This window comes from Pseudomonas sp. ASL3 (assembly GCF_056680425.1).
Genome location: NZ_CM155281.1, coordinates 5202654 through 5225482 on the forward strand (window position 1 = coordinate 5202654; position 22829 = coordinate 5225482).

Consider the following 22829-nt stretch of genomic DNA (forward strand, 5'->3'; position numbering starts at 1 on the left):
TCGATAAAACCATTTGATAACGACGGTTCGATAAATAAAGTGCGGTAGTGGTCATGAGTAAAGCAGATGCTTTCGCCCAGGCAGGCAAAACAGCGGTGTTGCAGAACATTTACGGCACCATACAGTTCCTGCAGAAATTCCCGCCGTTCAACCAGATGGAAAACGCCCACCTCGCGTACCTGGTCGAACAGTGCCAATTGCGTTTTTACGCAGCTGACGAAAGCATCATCAAGCCCAGCGACGGACCGGTCGAACACTTTTACATCGTCAAACAAGGTCGGGTGGTCGGTGAGCGCCCTCATTCGGCCAAGCGCGGCACCGAGACCACGTTCGAAATTGCCGCAGGGGAATGTTTCCCGCTGGCGGCGCTACTGGGTGAACGGGCCACGCGCACCGAGCACCTGGCGGCCGAAGACACCTTCTGCCTGCAACTGAACAAGCTGGCGTTCATCAAGCTGTTCGCCCTCTCCAGCACCTTCCGCGATTTTGCCTTGCGCGGGGTCAGCAGCCTGCTCGATCAGGTCAATCAGCAGGTTCAGCAACGCGCCGCGGAAACCCTCGGCACGCAATATTCGTTGAACACCCGTCTCGGCGAACTGGCGATGCGTCATCCCGTGACCTGCCTCCCTGAAACGCCCCTGCGGGAAGCGGTCAAACTGATGCACGACCAACAAGTCGGCAGTATCGTGATCGTCGATGAGCGCAAAGCACCGCTGGGCATTTTCACCCTGCGCGATTTGCGCCAGGTGGTCGCCGACGGCAATGACGACTTCGGTCTGCCCATCGAACGACGGATGATTCAGAAACCGTTTTTCCTCAGCCCCGACGCCAGCGCCTTTGATGCAGCCATCGCCATGACCGAGCGGCATATCGCCCACGTCTGCCTGGTAAAGAATCAGCGTTTGTGCGGCGTGGTGTCCGAGCGTGATCTGTTCTCGTTGCAACGCGTGGATCTGGTGCACCTGGCGCGAACCATCCGCAATGCGCCGCGCATTGAAAGCCTGGCCAACCTGCGCGGGGAAATCGTGCAACTGGTCGACCGCATGCTCGCCCATGGCGCCTCGTCGACGCAGATCACCCAGATCATCACCCTGCTCAACGACCATACGGTGTGCAGGGTCATCGAACTGACCTTGCAAGAAAAAGGCGACCCCGGCATTGCGTTCAGCTGGCTGTGCTTCGGCAGCGAGGGTCGCCGCGAGCAGACGCTGTACACCGATCAGGACAACGGAATTCTGTTCGAAGCCGGCGATGCGGCAGAAGCGGCCGAGATCCGTGGAAAGCTGTTGCCCTTGGCCCAGCAGATCAATCAAAGCCTGGCACAGTGCGGATTTACCTTGTGCAAAGGCAATATCATGGCCGGCAACCCGGAACTGTGCCTGTCCCGCGCTGAATGGGCGAGACGCTTTGCCGCGTTCATTCGCGAGGCGACACCTGACAACCTGCTGGCCTCCAGCATCTATTTCGACTTGCGGGTGGTCTGGGGCGATGAGCACAGCGTCGATCAACTGCGGCGCGGGATTCTCGATCAGGTCGCTGACAACCGTTTGTTCCAGCGCATGCTGGCCGACAATGCACTTCGCCAGCGGCCACCGGTCGGGCGCTTCCGCGAGTTCGTGCTGGCGCGCAAGGGCAGTGAAAAGGCCACGCTAGACCTTAAAGTCCAGGGCCTTACCCCCTTTGTCGATGGCGCCCGCCTGCTCGCCCTGGCCAACGGCATAGAAGCCAATAACACCCTGGAACGCCTGCGCCAGCTGGTCGCCAAAGAAGTGATCGAGCCACTGGATGGCGCGGCTTATGAAGAGGCTTATCACTTCATCCAGCAAACCCGCATGCAGCAACATCAACTGCAAAGCCGACAGAATCTGCCATATTCCAACCGGGTCGACCCGGACATTCTCAATCATCTGGATCGACGCATTCTGCGCGAAGCGCTACGCCAGGCCCAACGTCTGCAAAGCAGCCTGACGCTACGCTATCAGCTATGAATCTATTCGCCTGGCTACGCCCGCACGCCCCAATATTGAACGCACGCCAACAACAACGACTGGCGCAGTTGGCGCCTTGTGCGCCGCTCAATCAGAACCCACTACGCGAGCAGCGCTGGGTGGTACTGGACCTGGAAACCAGCGGTCTGAACCTCAATCGTGATCAGGTGCTGTCGATCGGCGCGGTGGTCATCGAGGACGGCGCCATCGATTTTGCTCAACAGTTCGAGCGCACGCTGCTGCGCCCGGATCACAAACTCAGCCCCAGCGTGCTGATTCATGGGCTGGGGCCCAGCGCCATCGCCGCCGGCAGCGAACCGGTCGACGCCCTGCTGGACCTGATGGAATTCGTCGGTAATAGCCCGCTGATGGCATTTCACGCGGCATTCGACCAGCACATGCTCGGCCGGGCCCTGAAAGACAGCCTCGGTTATCGCTTGCAGCACCGCTTTGTCGATGTCGCCGAGATGGCGCCTATGCTTTGCCCTGGGGCGAATATTCGTCAGGCCGGGCTGGATGACTGGACCGCGTTTTTCGGTCTGCACGCTGGCGAACGCCATCACGCCAGCGCCGACGCGCTGGTCACCGCCGAACTGGCGCTGATTCTGTTCAGCCACGCCAGCCGCCAACAGCTCGACAGCCCGGCCCGCCTCGACCAAAGCCTTAGCCAGTGGCGCAGACGGCAACAATCCCATTCGTTTTAGCCCCGTCGACATTGCGGACAACCGACACGCTGATTAGTCTAGGCGCCTGTCCCGCCCGAGGAATCCCCATGTCCGTCCCCAGCCTGACCTTGTTCTACAACCCGGCATCGCCTTTTGTGCGCAAAGTTCTGGTCCTGCTGCATGAGACCGGGCAGTTTGAGCGGGTGGCGTTGCTGCCGACTCAGGTCAGCCCGGTCAGCCCGGACGCGGCGCTCAACCTGGACAACCCGGCAGGCAAGTTGCCAGCGCTGCGTTTGGCCGACGGGAATGTGATTCATGACAGCCGAGTGATTCTCGATTACTTCGATCAGCAGCACGTCGGTAATCCGCTGATCCCACGCGAGGGTTCGGCACGCTGGAGGCGTTTGACCCTGGCGTCACTGGCCGATGCATTGCTCGATGCGGCGCTGCTGATTCGTTATGAAACGGCCTTGCGTCCCCCGGAAAAACAGTGGGATGTGTGGCTGAGCAATCAGGCGAAAAAAATCCAGCGCGCCCTGGCCTATTTCGAACAGGACACAGTCGCCGAACTCAGTGCCCATTTCGATATTGCCGCCATTAGCATGGCTTGCGCCCTGGGGTATCTGGATTTCCGTCAGCCTGATTTGAACTGGCGCAGCAGCTATCCACGCCTGGCCAACTGGTATGCCGACGTCAGCAAGCGGCCGTCGATGCAGAGCACTCAGCCGCCGGCGTGAGGCTTCATTTGTAGGCGATCCCGCGCTGTCGCGCAGCAAACTCGGCCTCGATTCTGCCCGGAGGGCGTAGGAGCTGACTTGTCTGCGATCCGTCCGGGGTCGCGCTCGACCGAAGCGCTGGCAAAAATGGTGGATTCACCGCCGCTGGAAGGTCCTTCGGCCCTTATCGCAGACAAGTCAGCTCCTACAGGGAATGTGTAAACACATCAGGATCGCTGTTCAGCAATCAGGTTTATCAGCGGTATAACGGCGTGCCGGATTGATGGCCGCACCGAATTCACGAAGGGCTTTGGCACCGATCAGCAGCGGGTAATTGAAGCTGCTGCGGTCGGTCAGGTTGACCTCGACGGTGCGTTTGACATTACCCAGGCACAACTCCAGATCGACCACCGGACGCTTGGTTGGGTCGGCGCCGTCTTCGTCATTTTCCTCGGCGCGGGTCTTGATCTTGCTGATCCGCGCAATCTTGTGCTCGTAAACCTTGTCGCTGGCACCCTTGGTCGCCAGGCGGAAGCGCACCCAGTCTTCGCCATCACGCTTGAACAACTCGATGTCCTTGGCCGACAGCGAAGCGGTCAAGGCACCTGTGTCCATTTTGGCTTTGAAGATTTCGCCGATTTCCGGCACCCCGATGTATTCGTAGCGACCATACAACGTTGGCTCAGCGGCCATCACAGGAAGGGCTAACAGGGACAACAAGGCCAGAATTGATTTCACGTAAGGGGTTCCTCGCAAATGGATGAAGCCTGCATGTCGCACCCGATTTAGACCGTCACATTTGATTGGGTTCGCCGGTGCAACTGGCCGCCAGCATAGATAGTCCTGCGTGAAACATTCGTAAACAGTCGCTGTGGGAGGACAATAAGGCACGCATCGTCGCCTCGCACGACGATGCGTCAAACAACTGAATCAGCCGCCGACATTCCACAGGCTGCCCAGGCTTTTCAGCGCCGAACCACTGGCGCCTTGCTGACCCAGGTATTGCAGGATCAGCGGGGCGAACTGGCCAACCATGCCACTGTCCATGCCCAACGCGCTGAACGCCGAGTTGACGTCCGCCATGCTCTTGACGTTGCCCATCAGGCTGCTCGCTGCCGAACCACCGGAGTTGCCCATCAGGCCGCCCAAACTGCCCAGCGCGCCGAGACCGGACAATTGATCAAGGCCCGGGACAGACTTGGTCAGCTGTGAATAGTCGTTGCCGCTCAATTTGTTCTGGGCCAGACCCAGCAACGCGCCGGTACCGCCGACCGCTTGCTCCGGGGTCACGTTGAGCTGGGTCCCCAAGGTATTGAGCAAGCCCGCCGCCTGGGGCGTAGTTGCGGTGTTCTGGTTGCCGCCGGTCGCTCCGGAAACCGCATTAGCCGCATCGTTGAGGTTAAAAGCGAAGACCGGGCTCGCTGCCAGGGTCATGAGCGTAGCCAGTGCAAAACCGCGTGAAATCTTCATCGAAACAGCCCCTTGATCCATGGATCCGGCGAGTGCCGGTATAAAACTGACGATTTGACCGCAGCCGTGGCGTGAATGTTCCCTTGCGCCCTTGAGGCACCGCTCCCTGCGCCCTGCGAATAATATTTTCATCCGCCTGCATCCACTCTGACGGCCCTTGCGTATATCAAGCACGGACAGATTCTCTGGCCGATTTTTTCCACCAAGGATCATCACCATGAAGCGCACATCGATTAAAGCTCCCTTGATCGCCAGCCTGCTGACGTTGGCGTTGTCCACCAGTTTTGCTTTCAGCACCGTGCAAGCGGCCGATATGTCGCACCCCACTGTAATGGTCGGCGGGCAAAGCATGTTGCCGAGTAAAGATATCGTCGACAACGCCGTCAACTCGGCCGATCACACGACGCTGGTCGCTGCAGTGAAAGCGGCCGGCCTGGTCGATACCTTGAAAGGCAAAGGCCCTTTCACGGTCTTCGCCCCAGTCAACTCCGCGTTCGCCGCTCTACCTGCCGGCACTGTCGACACCCTGCTCAAACCTGAAAACAAAGGCACCCTGACTCACATCCTGACCTACCACGTAGTCGCCGGGAATCTCGACATGGCGGAACTGGCCAAGCGGATCAAGGCTGGCGGCGGCAAAGCCGAGCTGACCACCGTCAGCGGCGGCAAACTGTGGCTGATGATGAATGGCCCGCACAACATCTTGATCAAGGATGAAAAAGGCGGTGTTGCCGACATCAGTACTTACGACGTCACTCAATCCAATGGCGTAATTCACGTCATCGACCGAGTGCTACTGCCTAAAAGCTGAAGCCTTCACCGGCATGCCTGATCGGGCATGCCGGTGGCTCCTTTTATAAAGAGAGCGCTTATAAAGCCAACCCCTATAAGTAGAGAGCACCGAGGTGAATGGTATAGCGGCTCAACCTGGACTACCCTGCCATGGACCTGGCACACAGCATGGCCGACCTCTTCACCTTGTCTGGAGAACCACTATTTCTTCTGTCGACGCCGATGAACTCAGGCAACTGCTGGCTGAATGCACGCTGGGCAACCGACGGGCCTTTGAAAGTCTCTATCGCAGGGCTTCCAGACGTTTGTTCGCTGTCGCCCTGCGCTGCATGAACCGCAGCGATCTGGCCGAAGAGGTGTTGCAGGAAAGCTTCGTGCGAATCTGGCACAACGCCTCGCGTTACGACGCCAATCTGTCGGCGCCGATGACGTGGATGGTCAACATCACCCGCAATCAGGCCATCGACCAGTTGCGCAAGCACCGTGAAGTACCGCTGACAGATGAACAGGCTGATGCACTGTGCGATGACAGCCCGGGCGCACCCGAACAACTCGACAGTAAACGTGAAGCCCATGCGTTGCAGCGCTGCCTGGACACCCTTGACGGCATGCAGCGCAAATCGATCATCAGTGCTTATTTCCATGGTGTGTCCCACGCTGATCTGGCCGCGCAATTAGCCGCACCGCTCGGTTCGGTCAAATCCTGGATTCGCCGGGGCATGGAACGCCTGCGCAGGTGCCTTGAATCATGAACTACCAACAACCCGCACTGCGCCGCGCTCTCGCCGCTGACTACGCCATCGGTTTGATGTCCACTGCCGCGCGCCGCCGTTTCGAACAGCTGTTGCTGGATGACCCCGCCATGCGCGCCGAACTGGCCCAATGGCAGGCCACCCTCGCCACCCTCGCCGAGCCCCTGCCCGAGCAAGCGGTGCCGGAACGCGTCTGGGATGCCATCGTGGCGCGGATCGATCCGCAAGAGTTGCACGTCCCGGCCAAGCGTCCGTTCTGGAACTGGCTGCGGATTGCTGCCGTCGCTTGCTCGCTGATCGTCGCGATCACCCTCGGCGTGCTCTACAAACGCGATACCCCGAACTACAACGCCACCCTGATGGCCGCCAATCAGCAGCCCGCGATCAGCGTTCAGGCGTACAGCCATTATCTGAATATCGAACCTCTGACGCTGGCCCCTGTAGACACGGGTCGCAGCCTGGAACTCTGGGCCATCCCGGCAGACGGCAAACCGGTGTCCCTGGGCCTGCTGCCCGCACACGGAAAAGGCCGAATCATCCTGAGCGAAAGCCAACAGAAACTGCTCGGCGCCCCCATCACCCTGGCCGTCAGCCTCGAACCCGAAGGCGGCTCGCCAACCGGACAACCGACCGGGCCGGTGCTGTATCAAGGGGCATTGGCAGGGCTTTGACCACCACAAATGCAATGCCTGCCCCAACCTGTGGGAGCAGGCTTGCCTGCGAATAGCCTGATGCGGTTTGCCTGACACACCGCGTCAATTTCTTCGCAGGCAAGCCTGCTCCCACAAATCTTCGTCCACGAAAAAGGGCGGCATTGCGCCGCCCTTCGTTATTGCTATTACGACTTACGCCGCACTAAACATCTTGTGTGGATCAATCACAAACTTCTTCGGTACGCCGGCATCGAATTCGCCGTAACCGCGTGGTGCTTCGTCGAGGCTGATGACTTCGACACCGACGATGTCAGCGATTTTGATGCGGTCCCACATGATGGCTTGCATCAGTTGGCGGTTGTACTTCATGACCGGGGTCTGGCCAGTGTGGAAGCTGTGGGATTTAGCCCAGCCCAGACCGAAGCGGATGCTCAGGCTGCCCATTTTCGCAGCGGCATCGACTGCACCCGGATCTTCGGTGACGTAGAGGCCAGGAATACCGATCTTGCCAGCGACGCGAACCACGCCCATCAGGGAGTTAAGTACGGTAGCCGGAGCCTCGTGCTTCACGCCGTCATGGCCGTGACCGCGAGCTTCGAAGCCAACGGCGTCGACGGCACAGTCAACTTCTGGCTCACCCAGCAGTGCAGCGATCTGTTCGTGCAGCGGGGTATCTGTGGACAGGTCAGCGATTTCAAAACCCTGAGCCTTGGCGTGGGCCAGGCGGATCGGGTTGACGTCACCGATGATCACCACTGCTGCGCCCAGCAGGCGAGCGGAGGCCGCTGCTGCCAGACCGACCGGGCCGGCGCCGGCAATGTACACGGTGCTGCCCGGGCCAACGCCGGCAGTCACTGCGCCATGGTAACCGGTCGGCAGGATGTCGGAGAGGCAGGTCAGGTCACGGATTTTTTCCATGGCCCGGTCGCGATCCGGGAGTTTAAGCAGGTTGAAGTCGGCATACGGCACCATCGCGTATTCGGCCTGGCCACCGGTCCAGTCACCCATGTCGACATAGCCATAAGCACCGCCCGGACGCGCCGGGTTAACGCTCAGGCAGACACCGGTGTGTTGCTCTTTGCAGGAACGGCAGCGGCCGCAAGCGACGTTGAACGGCACCGATACCAGGTCGCCGATTTTCAGATTCTCGACATCGCTGCCCTTCTCGATCACTTCACCGGTGATCTCGTGACCCAGGACCAGACCAGTCTGGGCGGTGGTACGCCCGCGCACCATGTGCTGGTCCGAACCACAGATATTGGTGGATACCACGCGCAGGATGACACCGTGTTCGATCTTCCTGCCGCGCGGGTCCTGCATTTTTGGATAGTCAATTTTCTGCACTTCGACCTTGCCATTGCCGAGATACACCACACCACGATTACCAGACATGCCTTCACCTCACTTTTGTTTTAGTAGCGGCGTAGCGCGCAGCGTTGATACAGGAGATCCGCAACGCGCCCTGTATTGCATGAAATTTACAAAATGACTGTGCGATTCGCGTTCAGGAACACGCGCCGCTCAATGTGATAACCCACTGCCCTCGCCAGCGTCTGACCCTCGATATCCCGGCCTTTGGCGATCAGGTCTTCGGGGTAGTGGCTGTGATCGACCGCTTCGACGCCCTGGGCAATGATCGGGCCTTCGTCGAGGTCGTTGTTGATGTAATGCGCCGTTGCACCGACCAGTTTCACGCCCTTGTTGTAGGCCTGATGGTACGGTTTTGCGCCCTTGAAGCCGGGCAGCAACGAGTGATGGATATTGATCGCCCAGCCATCGAGACGGCGGCACAGCTCTGGCGACAACACCTGCATGTAGCGGGCGAGGACCACCAGTTCGGCACCGGACTCCTGGATCACTTGCCACACCTGACGCTCTTGCGCCGGTTTGTCATGCGGATCGAGGGCGAAGTGGTAATAAGGAACATCGTGCCAGCGCGCCAGCGGTTCCAGGTCCGGGTGGTTGGAAATCACCGCCACCACATCCATGGACAACTGCCCGATGCGCTGCCGATAGAGCAGATCGTTCAGGCAGTGATCGGCCTTGGAGACCATGATCACCACTTTGGGCCGATAGTTGGGCGCGGTCAGCTCGAAGACCATACCGAAGGCTTCACCACGCGCGGCCAGCCCTGTACGGAAAGCCTGTTCATCGAAGCCCTCCGGTTGGCGAAACTCGATGCGGATAAAGAACCGGCTCGACAGCCGGTCATCGAAGGAGTGGTGCTCGGTGACGTAACAGCCCTGCTCGAACAAATAGCGGGTCACCGCGTCCACCGTGCCTAAAACGCTCGGGCAGTCGGCAGTCAGAATCCATGTATCGGGGGCGCGGCTCATGTCATTCGTTCCTCAGGCCTTGATGCTCAAACCGTATTCGGCGCTGGCGTCCTGCAACCACAGCCACCAGTAGTCGGAGAATGAGCGACGGATCAGCAGCTCCCAGGTTTCTTCACCCGTGCGGCGAATCACCAATTGCGACTTGGCGAACACGGTGCCGATGGCTTTACCCACCGGGAAGTTGTTCGGATGCACGTCATAGCTGGTGGATTTCATCAGCACTTCGCGAACCTTGGGCCCGGTCAGTTCCAGCAGGCTTTGTCCGCCGCTGACGTTGACCACGGCAATATGCAGCCCGGTCAACGCTTCACGCAGACGCTGTTCGGCAGCCAGCTCTTCGCCACTCGGGACGATCAGCAGCCATTCATCCGGGCCCAGCCATTGCAGCGAGCTGTCGCCATTGGCAACAACGGTCAGTGCGACCGGCAGTTCCATGCCCAGCGCCTTGGCAACACCGGCTGCGAATGCCGGGTCTTTGCCATCGCCACGCAGGGTCAAATGGCCCAGCAATTTTTTCTCGCGCAGGGTTACGCCAGGGTTGTTGCGGCCCTTGCCGACCAAGCTCTTGAGGTCGGCATGGAACAGCGGCGACTCGGCTTTTTCGCCGGTCGTTGGCCGCTGTTGGTAAACGTTGGCTGTGGTCATAAAGCACCTGTTCTGAATTCTGTTTGTTTCACTGTGCGGCACTTGTAGGAGCTGCCGAAGGCTGCGATAAGGTCCGAAGGACCTTCAATGCTCAACATCACTACCGCTTCGCGGCAGATCGCAGCCTCCGGCAGCTCCTACAGGAGGGCGGCGGCGTTATCGTCAAACGTTCTGCTGCTCGCCTTTCGGATCGAAGAACACCGAAGAAACGATTTCGGCTTCGATCACGCTGCCATCGGCCAAGGGTGCGAACACCCGTTCGCCCATGCGCTTCAAGCCGCCTTTGACCACGCCCAGCGCGAACGAATAACCCAACGAGCCATTGGTGTAGCTGGAGGTCACGTGACCGACCATGCTCATCGGGATCGACTGTTTGGTATCGAATACCAGTTGCGCGCCTTCGGGCAGCCATTTTTTCGGGTCTACAGGCTTGAGGCCCACTAGCTGTTTACGTTGGTCACGCACGCAGTCTTCGCGGTTCATGCCACGCCAGCCGAGCCACGAGAACGGTTTGGTCCGGCCTACGCACCAGCCCATGTTCAGGTCGTCCGGAGTCATCGAGCCGTCGGTGTCTTGACCGACGATGATGAAGCCCTTCTCGGCCCGCAGGACGTGCATGGTTTCAGTGCCGTATGGCGTCAGGTTGTACTTCTTGCCCGCTTCGGCGATTTTTTCCAGCACACCCATGGCGTAGTCGGCCTGGATGTTGACCTCGTACGAGAGTTCACCGGTGAACGAGATACGGAACACCCGAGCCGGCACACCGCCCACCAGACCTTCTTTCCAGGTCATGAACGGGAAAGCGTCCTTGTCCAGATCGATAGCCGTGACTTCGCTGAGCAGCTTGCGGCTGTTGGGGCCGGACAAGGTCAGGGTCGCCCAATGGTCAGTGACGGAAGTGAAGTACACCTTCAGGTCTGGCCATTCGGTCTGTTGGTAGATTTCCAGCCATTGCAGTACGCGTGCGGCGCCGCCGGTGGTGGTGGTCATCAGGAAGTGGTTGTCGGCGATACAGGCGGTCACGCCATCGTCGAACACCATGCCGTCTTCTTTACACATCAGGCCGTAACGCGCCTTGCCCACGTCGAGCTTGGTCCAGGCGTTGGTGTAGATGCGGTTGAGGAATTCCCGCGCATCAGGACCTTGAATATCGATCTTGCCCAGTGTCGAGGCATCGAGCAGGCCGACGCTGTCGCGCACGGCTTTGCATTCACGGCTGACCGCAGCGTGCAGGTCTTCGCCATTTCTCGGGAAGTACCAAGGGCGCTTCCACTGACCGACGTCTTCGAACTCGGCGCCCTTTTTAACGTGCCAGGCGTGCAGCGCGGTGAAGCGCACAGGTTCGAAGATGTGCCCGGCGTGACGACCGGCTATCGCGCCGAAGGTCACCGGCGTGTAGTTCGGGCGGAACATCGTGGTGCCCATTTCGGTGATCGACATGTTCAACGAGCGGGCAGCAATGGCCAGACCGTTGACGTTGCCGAGCTTGCCTTGATCGGTACCGAAACCGAGCGCGGTGTAGCGTTTAACGTGTTCGACCGACTCAAAACCTTCGCGGGTCGCCAGTTCGATGGCGGCAGCGGTGACGTCGTTCTGCAGGTCGACGAATTGCTTCGGCGCCCGTGCAGTCGCTTTGTCATGAGGCACCTGGAACAGCGCCAGGGTTGGTTCTTCCAGACGGGCCAGGGCTTTTGGCAACACGCCCTGGACTGCTTTGAAACCGGCTTCGCTGGCTGCGCGGGCGCCGCCTTCAAAACCATTAGCCAAGGCATCAGCCAGGCTGTACACACCGTTCACGCCACCGACGCAGACGCGTTTTTGCGGTGCTTCGCCCGGTACGAAACCGAGGATGTCTTCACGCCAGATCGGCTTGCCGCCCAAGTGGGACGCCAAGTGCACGATTGGGCTGTAACCACCGGAACTGGCAACCAGGTCACAATCGAGCCATTCGCCAGGGCTGGTGACGCGATGGCCTTTGACGTCGATGGCGGCAACACGCGCCGCCGTGACGCGCTTGGTGCCGCGCGCTTCAACCACAGCGCTGGAGGTCAGGATGCGAATCCCTTTGGCCCGCGCTTCTTCAACCAGTGCGCCGCGTGGGTTGCTGCGCGCATCGGCGATCGCCACTACTTGCAGGCTGGCATCAAACCAGTCCAGCGCTACGCGGTAGGCGTGATCGTTGTTGGTCGACAGCACCAGTTTTTTGCCCGGCGCCACGCCATAACGGCGGACGTAGGTGGAAACAGCGCCGGCGAGCATGTTGCCCGGCACGTCGTTGTTGCCGTAAACCAGTGGACGTTCGTGAGTACCGGTAGCCAGCACCACGCGGTTGGCGCGAACCCGGTGCATGCGCTGACGCACTTGGCCAATCGGCGCGCGGTCACCAAGGTGATCGGCCAGACGTTCGTGAATGGTCAGGAAGTTATGGTCGTGATAGCCGTTCACAGTCGCCCGTGGCAGCAAGATCACTTCCGGCATTTTTTTCAGCTCGGCCAGCACCGTGGCGACCCATTCGGCCGCAGGTTTACCGTCCAGGCTTTCACGGCTGTCCAGCAGACTGCCGCCGAATTCTTCCTGTTCATCGGCCAGGATCACTCGCGCACCGCTACGACCGGCAGCCAGAGCTGCGGCCAGGCCAGCAGGGCCGGCGCCGACGATCAGCACGTCGCAGTGCTGGTTCATCGCGTCGTAGGTGTCCGGATCGTTCTCAGTAGGCGAACGACCAAGGCCCGCCGCCTTACGGATGTACTTCTCGTAGGTCATCCAGAACGATTGCGGGTACATGAAGGTTTTGTAGTAGAAGCCCGGCGGCATCAGCTTGCCGCCGACCTTACCGAGAATCCCCATCACGTCATTGTTCACGCTCGGCCAGCCGTTGGTGCTGGTGGCGACCAAACCTTGATACAGCGCTTGTTGCGTGGCACGCACGTTCGGGATCTGGGTGGCTTCGGTAGCACCGATCTGCAACACGGCGTTCGGCTCTTCGGAGCCCGCTGCAAAAATCCCGCGAGGACGCGAATACTTGAAGCTGCGGCCAATGATGTCGACGCCATTGGCCAGCAACGCTGCGGCCAGTGTGTCGCCTTCGAAGCCCTGATAGGTCTGACCATTGAAGGTGAAGTTCAACACCTTGCTACGGTCGATACGGCCACCGTTAGGCAAGCGATTGTTCTGGCTCATACCTTCTCTCCTAAGCCAGTGCTGGCCAACTGCGGGCTGCCCGCTTTGCCGGTGAATTGCGGCTTGGCGCCAATCGGGTAAGTCTCGAGAATTTCGTAGGTCACGGTGTCACGGGTCGCGTTGAAGTACTGACGGCAACCGGCGGCGTGAATCCACAGTTCATGGTGCAGACCGCGCGGGTTGTCGCGGAAGAACATGTAGTCGCCCCACTGTTCGTCGGTGCAGGTATTCGGGTCCAGCGGACGCGGGATATGAGCCTGGCCCGAAGCGTGGAATTCCTCTTCGGAGCGCAGTTCGCCACAGTGAGGACAGAAGATGTGCAACATAGGGATTTCTCCTGTTAGTGGGCGACAGCCGCGGCGCCGTGTTCGTCGATCAACGCACCGTTGTGGAAACGGTCGATGGAAAATGGCTTGGCCAATGGGTGCATTTCGCCTTTGGCGAGGCTGGCGGCAAATACGTTGCCCGAGCCCGGCGTCGCCTTGAAGCCACCGGTGCCCCAACCGCAGTTGAAGAACATGTTGGCCACTGGCGTTTTGGAAATGATCGGGCACGCGTCCGGCGTGGTGTCGACGATGCCGCCCCACTGACGGTTCATGCGCACGCGGGACAGCACCGGGAACATCTCGACAATGGCCTGGATAGTGTGTTCGATCACCGGGTACGAACCACGCTGGCCGTAACCGTTATAGCCGTCGATACCGGCACCGATCACCAGGTCGCCTTTGTCCGACTGGCTGATGTAGCCGTGAACCGCGTTGGACATGATCACGCTGTCGATAATCGGCTTGATCGGCTCGGACACCAGCGCTTGCAGCGGATGGGATTCGATCGGCAAGCGGAAGCCCGCCAGTTTCGCCATGTGCCCGGAGTTACCGGCCGTCACCACACCGACGCGTTTGGCGCCGATGAAGCCTTTATTGGTTTCAACGCCGATGCACACGCCGTTTTCCTTGCGGAAGCCGATCACTTCGGTCTGTTGAATCAGGTCGACGCCCAAGGCGTCAGCGGCACGGGCAAAGCCCCAGGCCACGGCATCGTGACGAGCAACGCCGCCACGACGTTGAACGGTGGCACCGATGATCGGGTAACGGGTGTTTTTCGAGCAGTCCAGGTACGGAATCTCGTCCGCAACCTGTTTCGCGTTAAGCAATTCGCCGTCCACACCGTTCAGACGGTTGGCGCTGACCCGGCGTTCCGAGTCGCGAATGTCTTGCAGGGTGTGGCACAGGTTGTAAACGCCGCGCTGGGAAAACATCACGTTGTAGTTGATGTCCTGAGACAGGCCTTCCCACAACTTCATCGCGTGTTCGTACAGGTGAGCCGATTCGTCCCACAGATAGTTCGAGCGCACGATGGTGGTGTTGCGCGCGGTGTTACCGCCGCCCAACCAGCCTTTCTCGACCACGGCCACGTTGGTGATGCCGTGTTCCTTGGCCAGGTAATACGCCGTCGCCAGACCATGCCCGCCGCCGCCGACGATAACCACGTCGTAGACTTTTTTCGGGGTCGGCGTGCGCCACATGCGCTGCCAGTTTTCGTGGTGGCTGAGGGAGTGCTTGAAAAGGCCGAAGCCTGAGTAATGCTGCATGGGGCTACTCCTGACTCAGCGATAAACCGGGAAATCGGTGCACAGTGCTGCAACCTGGCTGGCAACATTGGCCTCGACATCGGCATCGCCGAGGTTGTCGAGGATGTCGCAAATCCAGCCCGCCAACTCGACGCACTGGGTCACTTTGAAACCGCGGGTGGTGACAGCCGGGGTGCCGATACGCAAGCCCGAGGTCACGAACGGCGACTGTGGATCATTCGGCACCGAATTTTTGTTCACGGTGATGTGCGCACGGCCCAAAGCGGCGTCGGCGTCTTTACCGGTGAGGCCCTGACGGATCAGGCTGACCAAGAACAGGTGATTGTCGGTACCGCCGGACACTACATCGTAGCCACGATCCACGAAAACGCGCGCCATGGCTTGGGCGTTGTCGATCACTTGCTGCTGATAAGCCTTGAAGCCAGGCTCCATCGCTTCCTTGAAGCACACGGCCTTGGCCGCGATAACGTGCATCAACGGGCCGCCCTGGCCACCGGGGAATACGGCGGAATTGAGTTTTTTCTCGATTTCTTCGTTGGCCTTCGCCAGGATCAGACCGCCACGAGGACCGCGCAGGGTCTTGTGCGTGGTGGTGGTCACGACGTCGGCGTACGGCAGCGGGTTCGGGTACAGGCCTGCGGCGACCAGACCGGCAACGTGGGCCATGTCGACGAACAGGTAAGCGCCCACTTTGTCGGCGATGGCACGGAAGCGTGGGAAATCCAGAGTCTTCGAGTACGCCGAGAAGCCAGCGATGATCATTTTTGGCTTGTGTTCGACGGCGATGCGCTCGACTTCGTCGTAATCGATCAAGCCGGTTGCGGTGTCGATGCCATATTGCACAGCGTTATAGAGCTTGCCGGAGAAGCTGACTTTGGCGCCGTGGGTCAGGTGACCGCCGTGGGCCAGGCTCATGCCCAGCACGGTGTCGCCCGCTTGCAGCAGGGCCAGATAGACCGCTGCGTTGGCCTGGCTGCCGGAGTGCGGCTGAACGTTGGCGTAGTCGGCACCGAACAGTTGCTTGGCGCGATCGATGGCCAACTGCTCGACCTTGTCCACATGCTCACAACCGCCGTAGTAGCGCTTGCCCGGGTAGCCTTCAGCGTATTTGTTGGTCAGGCCGCTGCCTTGAGCTTCCATCACGCGCATGCTGGTGTAGTTTTCCGAAGCGATCAGCTCGATGTGGTCTTCCTGGCGCTGCTCCTCGGCATTCATCGCCGCCAACAGTGCATCGTCATAGCCTTGGATTTTGTCTTGCTTGCTGAACATCGCGGTTCTCCCAGCGGCGGCGCTGCGCCTGGCTTATCGATAGGGCTTGTAGAGTGCCCTTTGGATGCGATGGTAGGTCCGACGCAGACAGGCCAAATGCCTATGGACGCCACGCAAAGGTGCGTTTACGACATGGCTTGGCGCGCAGAGATAATTGGTGCTTGGGAAAGGTGCACTGCAGAGCTGTTCCTACAGAGGATTGTGGACATTTGTAGGAGCGCACTTGCCCGCGAATCGGTCTGATAGGCGAAATATCATCGTCTGAGCGAACGCCATCGCGGGCAAGCCTCCCACAGGTTATTCAGTTGCTGGGTGATTGACTCCAGTGCCAGGGACGCTGCGGGATCCCCTGCCGAGGATCGCGTTCCTGCGCTGTCGCGCTCCAGCGGGGTGATTTCCAGGCAAGGGCGCATTGCCAGAAATACCACTCGAACCGCTCGTCGGAAAAAGTGCAGAACCTGTCATTTCTAACAGTAGTCGACCCAAGGATTCAGGCTTAGGGTTATCTCACTGAGTTTGTAGAGCAAGGCTGTTTTCTACAAGTCTTCCAGGAACCAAACATGAAACTAACCTGAATATTAATGAGGTGGAATATGAGCACCCATCAACCCACTGCCGATAAAGATGGAAACTATAAGCTGGAGTCCCTGGAAGAATTACCATTGGACCAGTCCTATAAATTTATGAATTCGGGAGATTATTATTATTTTGACGGAGGCATGGCGGTCATTGAACGGAAGACATTCAGGCTTATTGCCAACGGTAATATTGTTGTGAGCGTGCTGGCCAAATCAAAAAAATAGTTATCTCACTCCAAAGGCTTATTTTGCAGTGAATAGCCAGGCGTTCCAGCGATGGAACGCCTGGCTTTTGTTCAAGCTTGCGGATTCTGCCCCGCCGCCCCATCAGCCCGGAACATGCCGCGAATACCCCGAACCGCCTGACGAATACGGTCCTGATTTTCGATCAGGGCGAAACGCACATGGTCGTCACCGTACTCACCAAAACCGACACCTGGGGACACGCAGACCTTGGCCTCGGCCAGCAGCTTCTTGGCAAATTCCAAAGACCCAAGGTGCGCATAGGCTTCGGGGATTTTCGCCCAGACGTACATCGACGCCTTGGGGTTTTCAACCATCCAGCCCAGCTCATGCAGCCCTTTGACCAGCACATTGCGGCGCTGGCGGTACTGTTCGGCGATGTCGAGCACGCATTGTTGGTCGCCTTCGAGTGCAGCGATGGCGGCGACTTGCAGCGGCGTGAAGGTGCCGTAGTCGTGGTAACTCTTGATCCGCGCCAAGGCATTGACCAGTTCCGGATTACCGACCATGAAACCGATCCGCCAGCCTGCCATGTTGTAGCTCTTGGACAGAGTGAAGAACTCTACGGCGATGTCTTTGGCGCCGGGCACCTGCATGATCGATGGCGCTTTCCAGCCGTCGTAAACGATGTCGGCATAGGCCAGGTCATGCACCACCAGCACGTCGTACTGTTTGGCCAGGGCCACGACACGCTCGAAAAAATCCAACTCCACGCACTGAGCAGTAGGGTTGGATGGGAAACCGAGAATCATCATCTTTGGCTTGGGGATAGAACCACGAATGGCCTTCTCCAGCTCGATGAAGAAATCCACGCCCGGCACCAATGGCACCGAACGCACTTGCGCGCCGGCAATCACCGCACCGTAGATATGAATGGGGTAACTGGGGTTAGGCACCAGCACCGTGTCGCCCTGATCGAGGGTGGCGAGCATCAGATGCGCCAACCCTTCTTTAGAGCCAATGGTGACGATGGCTTCGTCTTCTGGGTCGATATCGACGTCGTAACGCTTTTTATACCAACTGGATATCGCCCGACGCAGGCGAGGAATGCCGCGCGAAGTGGAATAACCGTGGGTGTCTTCTCGTTGGGCGACCGTGACCAATTTTTCGACAATATGCGGTGGCGTCGCCCCATCAGGGTTGCCCATGCTCAAGTCGATGATGTCTTCACCACGACGACGAGCGGCCATCTTCAGCTCGGCGGTGATGTTGAATACGTAGGGGGGGAGTCGATCTATACGCGCAAAGCGGCGCGGCACACCTTGGTCAGCCATGTAAGCCTCGAAAACGTAAGCGCCCGGAACCGTCCGAGCGACGCTAGCCACTGCTGTGGCCTGGCGCAGAAGGTAAACGCCGGACGGGGGATCTGTCCAGTGCCCGCTGAAGCGTTCGAGTTAGCGAGCATCAGCCTCCGATCACGGTGCGCACACCTACCAGTATTAAAAAGTGCACCGGATAAATGGCATACGCCCAACGCCGCATGGGCAAGACGCTGAACGGCGGCAGCGAACGCAACACCAGCAGCCCGATCAACGGCCCTGTCAGACACGCGACTATCCCTCCAATCGATATGGGATCGCCCCAACTCGCACCCGCGAACATCTCCGGCCAGGCATTGCTCGCCAGACACACCAGCCCCGGCAGCAGCGCGCCGTACCACGGCCCGCGCAGCACCAGCAGGAATGCCAGTGGCAGCACTGCACCCAAAAAATCGAACATCAGCCGCGCCTGGAAAATCACCGCCACCAACAACGCCACGCCCGCTAACGACAGCGCCCAAGGCGTGCGGTCGCGCCAGCCCTGAGCCAACAACAGCCCCAACGCCAATGTCGGCAGCACGTTCAACGTCTCGGCATGCGGCATGAACAGCCGATAGGGCAACTCCGCCAGCCCGGCAAACACCAGCAACCAACCCAAATAACGCCACTGGGCGCCCCGACTGACATGGCCCGCGCCGCTGCGTGCAAGATTGGCCGCAATCGCCAGGCAAAACCACGGAAACGCCATTCGCCCCGGCACATAAAGAAAATTCACCGACCAGCCGATGTAACGCAAGTGGTCGAGCACCATGCTCAGCATCGCCAGCCATTTCAGCAGGTCCAGCGCGGTGTCTCGTCCAGCGGTCATCGACTTCTTCTGCAACGGCTTCATAGCGCTCCATGGTCAGGTGAAACAGAACAACGCATGACCTGAGCCCGCAATTCTGGTTAAAGTGCGACCCTATTCGATCACAGGGAACCGGCCATGACAGACAAAAGCCAGCAGTTTGCCAGCGACAACTATTCCGGGATCTGCCCCGAGGCTTGGGCCGCCATGGAGCAGGCGAACCACGGCCATCAGCGCGCCTACGGTGAAGATGAATGGACCGCTCGCGCTTCCGATGATTTCCGCAAATTATTCGAAACCGACTGTGAAGTGTTTTTCGCCTTCAACGGCACGGCGGCCAACTCGCTGGCGCTGTCGTCGTTGTGCCAGAGTTACCACAGCGTCATCTGCTCGGAAACCGCCCACGTCGAAACCGATGAATGCGGTGCGCCGGAGTTTTTCTCCAACGGCTCCAAGCTGCTAACCGCCCGCAGCGTAAACGGCAAGCTGACACCCGACTCGATCCGCGAAGTCGCGCTCAAGCGTCAGGACATTCATTACCCAAAACCTCGCGTCGTGACCCTGACCCAGGCGACTGAAGTAGGCAGCGTCTACCTGCCAGAAGAACTCAAGGCCATCAGCGCCACCTGCAAAGAACTGGGCCTCAACCTGCACATGGACGGCGCGCGCTTTTCCAACGCCTGCGCGTTTCTGAACTGCACCCCGGCCGAACTGACCTGGAAAGCCGGCATCGACGTGCTGTGCTTCGGTGGTACCAAAAACGGCATGGCGGTCGGTGAGGCGATCCTGTTCTTTAACCAGAAGCTGGCAGAAGACTTCGACTACCGCTGTAAACAGGCCGGGCAACTGGCCTCGAAGATGCGCTTTCTCTCGGCGCCATGGGTCGGCCTGCTGGAAAACGATGCCTGGCTCAAACACGCGCGCCACGCCAACCACTGCGCGCAATTGCTCAGTGAACTGGTCAAAGACATCCCTGGCGTCGAACTGATGTTCCCGGTACAGGCCAACGGCGTGTTCCTGCAAATGTCGGAGCCGGCGATCAAAGCGCTGACCGACAAGGGCTGGCGCTTCTACACCTTCATCGGCGACGGCGGCGCGCGCTTCATGTGCTCATGGGACACCGAAGAAGACCGCGTGCGCGAGTTGGCGGCGGATATCCGGTTGGTGATGCAGGCGGGGTAAGGTCAATCTTCTGTAGGAGCGCGCTTGCCCGCGATCGGCTGTGCAGCAGTCGCAAAATCATTTTTGGGACCGCTTCGCGGTCCATCGCGGGCAAGCGCGCTCCTACAAATGAAAGCAATTACCCACGGGCGAGGGTCTTGGAGATCACTTCAACCGTGGCGCTGACCTGCTCTTGATAACGATTGAGTTCCACTTTGTGCTTCTGCTTGAGTTCGATCTGCTGCGAACACAAGTTCAATGCCGCCAATACCAGCAGTTTGTCGCCGATCAGGCTTGGGTATTTCCTTTTGGTGTCAGCCAGGGCTGCCTTGAGCATGACCGCCGCTTCCAGCAAGGTTTGCTCTTCACCGACAGGTGCCTTGATCGAATAGTCGTTGCCCAGAATCGAGACGACCTTTACCCCGTCCCTGTCGGTACTCATGCGCTGACAGGGTTGACGCTAGTGGCACGCTGAACCAGGGCCTGGATGCGCGCAGCGGTCGCACCCTGTTTTTCTTCGTGCTCCAGCAGGCTCAATTGCAGACTGTCATTGTCATCCTTGACTTGTGCCAGCTCGGCGCTCAATTGCGCATTGGTGTTTTGCAAGGTCTGATTCTGCTGCACCAGGTCACCGACCAGTTGCTCCAATTGACTCAGGGATGCTTCCAACATTTTGATTTCTCTAGCAAATTTCGAAGGGCGCACACGATAAAGAAAAGTCACTGCTCATGCCAGGTATATCAAGGCATTTCAGCCTTTGATTCAGGCAGATCAGCACTTTTCGACAGTTATCGATATAAACGCATAAGGAGTGCTACTGACTGCGTTTTCCGACTCAGGTTCCTGCTGCCCGTCAGACCGTCCCAGACTGCGACAAATACGCTCAGTTAATCCGACACGCTCAAGACTTTAGTCTTGCGTCCGATAAGTCATGCAAGCCCTCGCCTTTTTTGCCCTGCGCCGTATGGAATGCGCCACTTATGGAATCTCCTATGTCCCTTCGCAATATGAATATCGCCCCGCGCGCATTCCTCGGATTTGCCCTGATTGGCAGCTTGATGCTGGTCCTTGGCATCTTCGCCCTGACGCAGATGAGCAAGATCCGCACGGCCGGCCTGGAAATCGAACAGAGCGACTTGCCCAGCATCAAGAGCCTGGATGAGTTCACACAACTGACACTGCGTTTTCGCACGTTGTCTTACCGCTTGCTGATCAACCGCGAACCCGATGTTCAGCAAAAAACCCTCGAACTGTTCCAGTTGCGTAACGAACAGATTCGCGTGGCACAAAACGCCTACGAAAAGCTGATCAGTGGCACGGAGGAGCGCGCAGCGTATGACCAATACGTGCAGAAGCTGGGCGAGTACCACCAGCTGGAAGAGAAAATGAAGTCGCTGTCGCGCAATAACCAGGTCGATGAACTGCGCTCACTGCTCAACACGGAGCTGCTGAGCAACTCCGAACAAATGAATACCGTGCTGAGCAAGCTGGTCGATATCAATACCCGTCAGACTCGCGACCGCAATCAAGTCGCCAGCGACCAGTACGACATGGCGTTCAATCTGGTGATCGCGCTGTTGGTTGTCGCTACCATCCTGACCATGCTATTTGCCTGGCTATTGACCGCCAGCATCACCCAGCCTATCGACCAAGCGTTAACAGCTGCAGAAGAAATCGCCGAAGGCAACCTGACGCGCCCAATCAAGGTCGAAGGTCGCGACGAAGCGGGTCGCCTGCTGGCGGCAATGCTGAAAATGCAGGAAAAACTGCGCGACACCCTGCAACGGATTTCCGGCTCCGCTACTCAGCTCGCATCGGCGGCCGAAGAGCTGAATACCGTCACTGACGAAAGCGCACGTGGCCTGACACAGCAGAACAGGGAAATCGAGCAGGCCGCGACCGCCGTCAATCAGATGACCAGCGCCGTGGAAGAAGTCGCGCGCAACGCGGTCAGCACTTCCGAAGCCTCGAAAGACGCCACCACTTCAGCGAGCGATGGCCGGGAACTGGTGATGGAAACCGTCGGTGCCATCGAGCGCATGAGCGGTGATGTGCAAAGCACGGCCGAGCTGATCGGTAATCTGGCCAACGAATCGCGAGATATCGGCAAGGTGCTGGACGTGATTCGCGGTCTGGCGGATCAGACCAATCTGCTGGCCCTCAACGCCGCCATCGAAGCCGCGCGTGCCGGTGAAGCCGGACGTGGTTTCGCCGTGGTCGCTGACGAAGTTCGCGCCTTGGCGCACCGCACCCAGCAGTCCACCAGCGAAATCGAACGGATGATCGGCAGCATTCAAGGCGGCACCGAGCAGGCCGTCGACTCGATGCGCAACAGTACCGAACGAGCTGAGTCGACGTTGAACATCGCCAAAGGTGCAGGCATCGCGCTGGACACCATCAACCTGGCCATCGTGCAGATCAACGAGCGCAACCTGGTGATCGCCAGCGCCGCCGAAGAACAGGCGCAAGTGGCCCGTGAAGTGGACCGCAACCTGGTGAACATCCGCGACCTGTCGGTGCAATCGTCTACCGGCGCCAATCAGACCAGCGCTGCCAGCAACGAGCTGTCGCGTCTGGCTGTAGACCTGAACAGTATGGTTTCGCGGTTTAGGGTGTAAGAGGGAAAAGGCTGACACCGAGTCGGCCTATTCGCAGGCAAGCCTGCTCTCACAGACTGTGGGAGC

At 59.1% G+C, this 22829-nt stretch carries 22 protein-coding genes and 1 pseudogene; 10 read left to right on the top strand and 13 right to left on the bottom strand.

Annotated features, from left to right (window positions below):
• Positions 1 to 53 precede the first annotated feature (53 nt).
• The 3 genes from AC1MEE_RS23840 (at position 54) to AC1MEE_RS23850 (ending at position 3390) form a co-directional block, all read left to right on the top strand.
• Positions 54 to 1988, top strand: a complete 1935-nt coding sequence (locus AC1MEE_RS23840; protein WP_480411972.1) for a putative nucleotidyltransferase substrate binding domain-containing protein — start codon at positions 54 to 56, stop codon at positions 1986 to 1988.
• Complete coding sequence (locus AC1MEE_RS23845) at positions 1985 to 2692, top strand: 3'-5' exonuclease (protein ID WP_480411973.1); 708 nt, start codon at positions 1985 to 1987, stop codon at positions 2690 to 2692. Before AC1MEE_RS23840 ends, AC1MEE_RS23845 begins: the two co-directional genes overlap by 4 nt.
• Before the next feature lie 68 nt (positions 2693 to 2760).
• Positions 2761 to 3390 (top strand): glutathione S-transferase family protein, encoded by a 630-nt coding sequence (locus AC1MEE_RS23850; RefSeq protein WP_480411974.1) that lies wholly within the window; start codon positions 2761 to 2763, stop codon positions 3388 to 3390.
• A gap of 219 nt (positions 3391 to 3609) precedes the next feature.
• Here the strand turns inward: AC1MEE_RS23850 and rloA2 are convergent, their stop codons facing one another.
• Both rloA2 and AC1MEE_RS23860 read right to left on the bottom strand, forming a co-directional pair.
• Positions 3610 to 4107, bottom strand: coding sequence for a retropepsin-like aspartic peptidase RloA2 (rloA2, locus tag AC1MEE_RS23855; RefSeq protein WP_480411975.1), 498 nt, complete (start codon positions 4105 to 4107; stop codon positions 3610 to 3612).
• A 192-nt stretch (positions 4108 to 4299) separates the two neighbouring features.
• A complete protein-coding gene (locus AC1MEE_RS23860) occupies positions 4300 to 4839 on the bottom strand; it encodes a DUF2780 domain-containing protein (protein ID WP_480411976.1) in 540 nt (179 codons plus the stop codon).
• Between the two features lie 217 nt (positions 4840 to 5056).
• On the opposite strand from AC1MEE_RS23860, the gene AC1MEE_RS23865 reads away from it, so the two are divergent.
• From AC1MEE_RS23865 to AC1MEE_RS23875, 3 genes are all read left to right on the top strand, one after another.
• On the top strand, positions 5057 to 5650 hold the full coding sequence (locus AC1MEE_RS23865; RefSeq protein WP_480411977.1) for a fasciclin domain-containing protein: 594 nt from the start codon (positions 5057 to 5059) through the stop codon (positions 5648 to 5650).
• A gap of 94 nt (positions 5651 to 5744) precedes the next feature.
• Entirely contained in the window at positions 5745 to 6383 is a 639-nt protein-coding gene (locus AC1MEE_RS23870) for a sigma-70 family RNA polymerase sigma factor (protein ID WP_480411978.1), read from the top strand.
• The gene (locus AC1MEE_RS23875; RefSeq protein WP_480411979.1) at positions 6380 to 7054 is read left to right on the top strand and encodes an anti-sigma factor; all 675 of its coding nucleotides are present in this window, start codon (positions 6380 to 6382) and stop codon (positions 7052 to 7054) included. The genes AC1MEE_RS23870 and AC1MEE_RS23875 overlap by 4 nt, the downstream gene beginning before the upstream one ends.
• A 174-nt stretch (positions 7055 to 7228) precedes the next feature.
• On the opposite strand, the gene fdhA is transcribed toward AC1MEE_RS23875, so the two are convergent.
• The 7 genes from fdhA to glyA all read right to left on the bottom strand — a co-directional run bounded on the left by fdhA (position 7229) and on the right by glyA (position 16057).
• Positions 7229 to 8428 carry a formaldehyde dehydrogenase, glutathione-independent gene (gene fdhA / locus AC1MEE_RS23880; RefSeq protein WP_480411980.1) on the bottom strand — a complete coding sequence of 400 codons (1200 nt, stop codon included), beginning with the start codon at positions 8426 to 8428 and terminating at the stop codon, positions 7229 to 7231.
• An 86-nt stretch (positions 8429 to 8514) separates the two neighbouring features.
• Positions 8515 to 9372: a formyltetrahydrofolate deformylase gene (purU, locus tag AC1MEE_RS23885; protein WP_480411981.1), complete on the bottom strand. Its 858-nt coding sequence runs from the start codon at positions 9370 to 9372 to the stop codon at positions 8515 to 8517.
• Between the two features lie 12 nt (positions 9373 to 9384).
• Positions 9385 to 10017, bottom strand: a complete 633-nt coding sequence (locus AC1MEE_RS23890) for a sarcosine oxidase subunit gamma (RefSeq protein WP_480411982.1) — start codon at positions 10015 to 10017, stop codon at positions 9385 to 9387.
• A 162-nt stretch (positions 10018 to 10179) separates the two neighbouring features.
• A complete protein-coding gene (locus AC1MEE_RS23895; RefSeq protein ID WP_480411983.1) occupies positions 10180 to 13197 on the bottom strand; it encodes a sarcosine oxidase subunit alpha in 3018 nt (1005 codons plus the stop codon).
• Positions 13194 to 13523, bottom strand: coding sequence for a sarcosine oxidase subunit delta (locus AC1MEE_RS23900; RefSeq protein WP_480411984.1), 330 nt, complete (start codon positions 13521 to 13523; stop codon positions 13194 to 13196). Before AC1MEE_RS23900 ends, AC1MEE_RS23895 begins: the two co-directional genes overlap by 4 nt.
• Before the next feature lie 14 nt (positions 13524 to 13537).
• On the bottom strand, positions 13538 to 14788 hold the full coding sequence (locus tag AC1MEE_RS23905) for a sarcosine oxidase subunit beta family protein (RefSeq protein WP_480411985.1): 1251 nt from the start codon (positions 14786 to 14788) through the stop codon (positions 13538 to 13540).
• Positions 14789 to 14803: 15 nt separating this feature from the next.
• A complete protein-coding gene (glyA, locus tag AC1MEE_RS23910) occupies positions 14804 to 16057 on the bottom strand; it encodes a serine hydroxymethyltransferase (protein ID WP_480411986.1) in 1254 nt (417 codons plus the stop codon).
• 593 nt (positions 16058 to 16650) lie between these two features.
• Between glyA and AC1MEE_RS23915 the strand changes: the two genes are divergently transcribed.
• A complete protein-coding gene (locus AC1MEE_RS23915; RefSeq protein ID WP_480411987.1) occupies positions 16651 to 16860 on the top strand; it encodes a hypothetical protein in 210 nt (69 codons plus the stop codon).
• 71 nt (positions 16861 to 16931) lie between these two features.
• On the opposite strand, the gene alaC is transcribed toward AC1MEE_RS23915, so the two are convergent.
• Together alaC and AC1MEE_RS23925 are read right to left on the bottom strand one after the other, a co-directional pair.
• Positions 16932 to 18152, bottom strand: coding sequence for an alanine transaminase (gene alaC / locus AC1MEE_RS23920; RefSeq protein WP_480411988.1), 1221 nt, complete (start codon positions 18150 to 18152; stop codon positions 16932 to 16934).
• A 130-nt stretch (positions 18153 to 18282) separates the two neighbouring features.
• Positions 18283 to 19029, bottom strand: a complete 747-nt coding sequence (locus AC1MEE_RS23925; protein WP_480411989.1) for a TraX family protein — start codon at positions 19027 to 19029, stop codon at positions 18283 to 18285.
• A gap of 93 nt (positions 19030 to 19122) precedes the next feature.
• On the opposite strand from AC1MEE_RS23925, the gene AC1MEE_RS23930 reads away from it, so the two are divergent.
• Positions 19123 to 20166, top strand: a complete 1044-nt coding sequence (locus tag AC1MEE_RS23930; protein ID WP_480411990.1) for a threonine aldolase family protein — start codon at positions 19123 to 19125, stop codon at positions 20164 to 20166.
• Positions 20167 to 20284: 118 nt separating this feature from the next.
• Here the strand turns inward: AC1MEE_RS23930 and AC1MEE_RS23935 are convergent, their stop codons facing one another.
• Together AC1MEE_RS23935 and AC1MEE_RS23940 are read right to left on the bottom strand one after the other, a co-directional pair.
• Entirely contained in the window at positions 20285 to 20587 is a 303-nt protein-coding gene (locus tag AC1MEE_RS23935) for a cell division protein ZapA (protein ID WP_480411991.1), read from the bottom strand.
• Positions 20584 to 20817, bottom strand: coding sequence for a hypothetical protein (locus AC1MEE_RS23940; protein WP_480411992.1), 234 nt, complete (start codon positions 20815 to 20817; stop codon positions 20584 to 20586). The genes AC1MEE_RS23935 and AC1MEE_RS23940 overlap by 4 nt, the downstream gene beginning before the upstream one ends.
• A 335-nt stretch (positions 20818 to 21152) precedes the next feature.
• On the opposite strand from AC1MEE_RS23940, the pseudogene AC1MEE_RS23945 reads away from it, so the two are divergent.
• Positions 21153 to 21908, top strand: a pseudogene (locus AC1MEE_RS23945) (MCP four helix bundle domain-containing protein); the annotation flags it as partial.
• The gene (locus AC1MEE_RS23950; RefSeq protein ID WP_480416327.1) at positions 21900 to 22763 is read left to right on the top strand and encodes a methyl-accepting chemotaxis protein; all 864 of its coding nucleotides are present in this window, start codon (positions 21900 to 21902) and stop codon (positions 22761 to 22763) included. The pseudogene AC1MEE_RS23945 and the gene AC1MEE_RS23950, both read left to right, overlap by 9 nt.
• Positions 22764 to 22829 lie beyond the last annotated feature (66 nt).

What these genes read in the sequence shown, in the direction of transcription:
- AC1MEE_RS23950 (WP_480416327.1), top strand. Translation starts at nt 21,900, where the DNA reads ATGCAGGAAAAACTGCGCGACACCCTGCAACGGATTTCCGGCTCCGCT.
- fdhA (WP_480411980.1), bottom strand. Translation starts at nt 8,428, where the DNA reads ATGTCTGGTAATCGTGGTGTGGTGTATCTCGGCAATGGCAAGGTCGAA.
- AC1MEE_RS23900 (WP_480411984.1), bottom strand. Translation starts at nt 13,523, where the DNA reads ATGTTGCACATCTTCTGTCCTCACTGTGGCGAACTGCGCTCCGAAGAG.
- AC1MEE_RS23930 (WP_480411990.1), top strand. Translation starts at nt 19,123, where the DNA reads ATGACAGACAAAAGCCAGCAGTTTGCCAGCGACAACTATTCCGGGATC.
- AC1MEE_RS23940 (WP_480411992.1), bottom strand. Translation starts at nt 20,817, where the DNA reads ATGTTGGAAGCATCCCTGAGTCAATTGGAGCAACTGGTCGGTGACCTG.
- AC1MEE_RS23925 (WP_480411989.1), bottom strand. Translation starts at nt 19,029, where the DNA reads ATGAAGCCGTTGCAGAAGAAGTCGATGACCGCTGGACGAGACACCGCG.
- alaC (WP_480411988.1), bottom strand. Translation starts at nt 18,152, where the DNA reads ATGGCTGACCAAGGTGTGCCGCGCCGCTTTGCGCGTATAGATCGACTC.
- AC1MEE_RS23865 (WP_480411977.1), top strand. Translation starts at nt 5,057, where the DNA reads ATGAAGCGCACATCGATTAAAGCTCCCTTGATCGCCAGCCTGCTGACG.
- AC1MEE_RS23875 (WP_480411979.1), top strand. Translation starts at nt 6,380, where the DNA reads ATGAACTACCAACAACCCGCACTGCGCCGCGCTCTCGCCGCTGACTAC.
- purU (WP_480411981.1), bottom strand. Translation starts at nt 9,372, where the DNA reads ATGAGCCGCGCCCCCGATACATGGATTCTGACTGCCGACTGCCCGAGC.
- AC1MEE_RS23860 (WP_480411976.1), bottom strand. Translation starts at nt 4,839, where the DNA reads ATGAAGATTTCACGCGGTTTTGCACTGGCTACGCTCATGACCCTGGCA.
- AC1MEE_RS23850 (WP_480411974.1), top strand. Translation starts at nt 2,761, where the DNA reads ATGTCCGTCCCCAGCCTGACCTTGTTCTACAACCCGGCATCGCCTTTT.
- AC1MEE_RS23935 (WP_480411991.1), bottom strand. Translation starts at nt 20,587, where the DNA reads ATGAGTACCGACAGGGACGGGGTAAAGGTCGTCTCGATTCTGGGCAAC.
- glyA (WP_480411986.1), bottom strand. Translation starts at nt 16,057, where the DNA reads ATGTTCAGCAAGCAAGACAAAATCCAAGGCTATGACGATGCACTGTTG.
- AC1MEE_RS23845 (WP_480411973.1), top strand. Translation starts at nt 1,985, where the DNA reads ATGAATCTATTCGCCTGGCTACGCCCGCACGCCCCAATATTGAACGCA.
- AC1MEE_RS23890 (WP_480411982.1), bottom strand. Translation starts at nt 10,017, where the DNA reads ATGACCACAGCCAACGTTTACCAACAGCGGCCAACGACCGGCGAAAAA.
- AC1MEE_RS23905 (WP_480411985.1), bottom strand. Translation starts at nt 14,788, where the DNA reads ATGCAGCATTACTCAGGCTTCGGCCTTTTCAAGCACTCCCTCAGCCAC.
- AC1MEE_RS23915 (WP_480411987.1), top strand. Translation starts at nt 16,651, where the DNA reads ATGAGCACCCATCAACCCACTGCCGATAAAGATGGAAACTATAAGCTG.
- AC1MEE_RS23840 (WP_480411972.1), top strand. Translation starts at nt 54, where the DNA reads ATGAGTAAAGCAGATGCTTTCGCCCAGGCAGGCAAAACAGCGGTGTTG.
- AC1MEE_RS23895 (WP_480411983.1), bottom strand. Translation starts at nt 13,197, where the DNA reads ATGAGCCAGAACAATCGCTTGCCTAACGGTGGCCGTATCGACCGTAGC.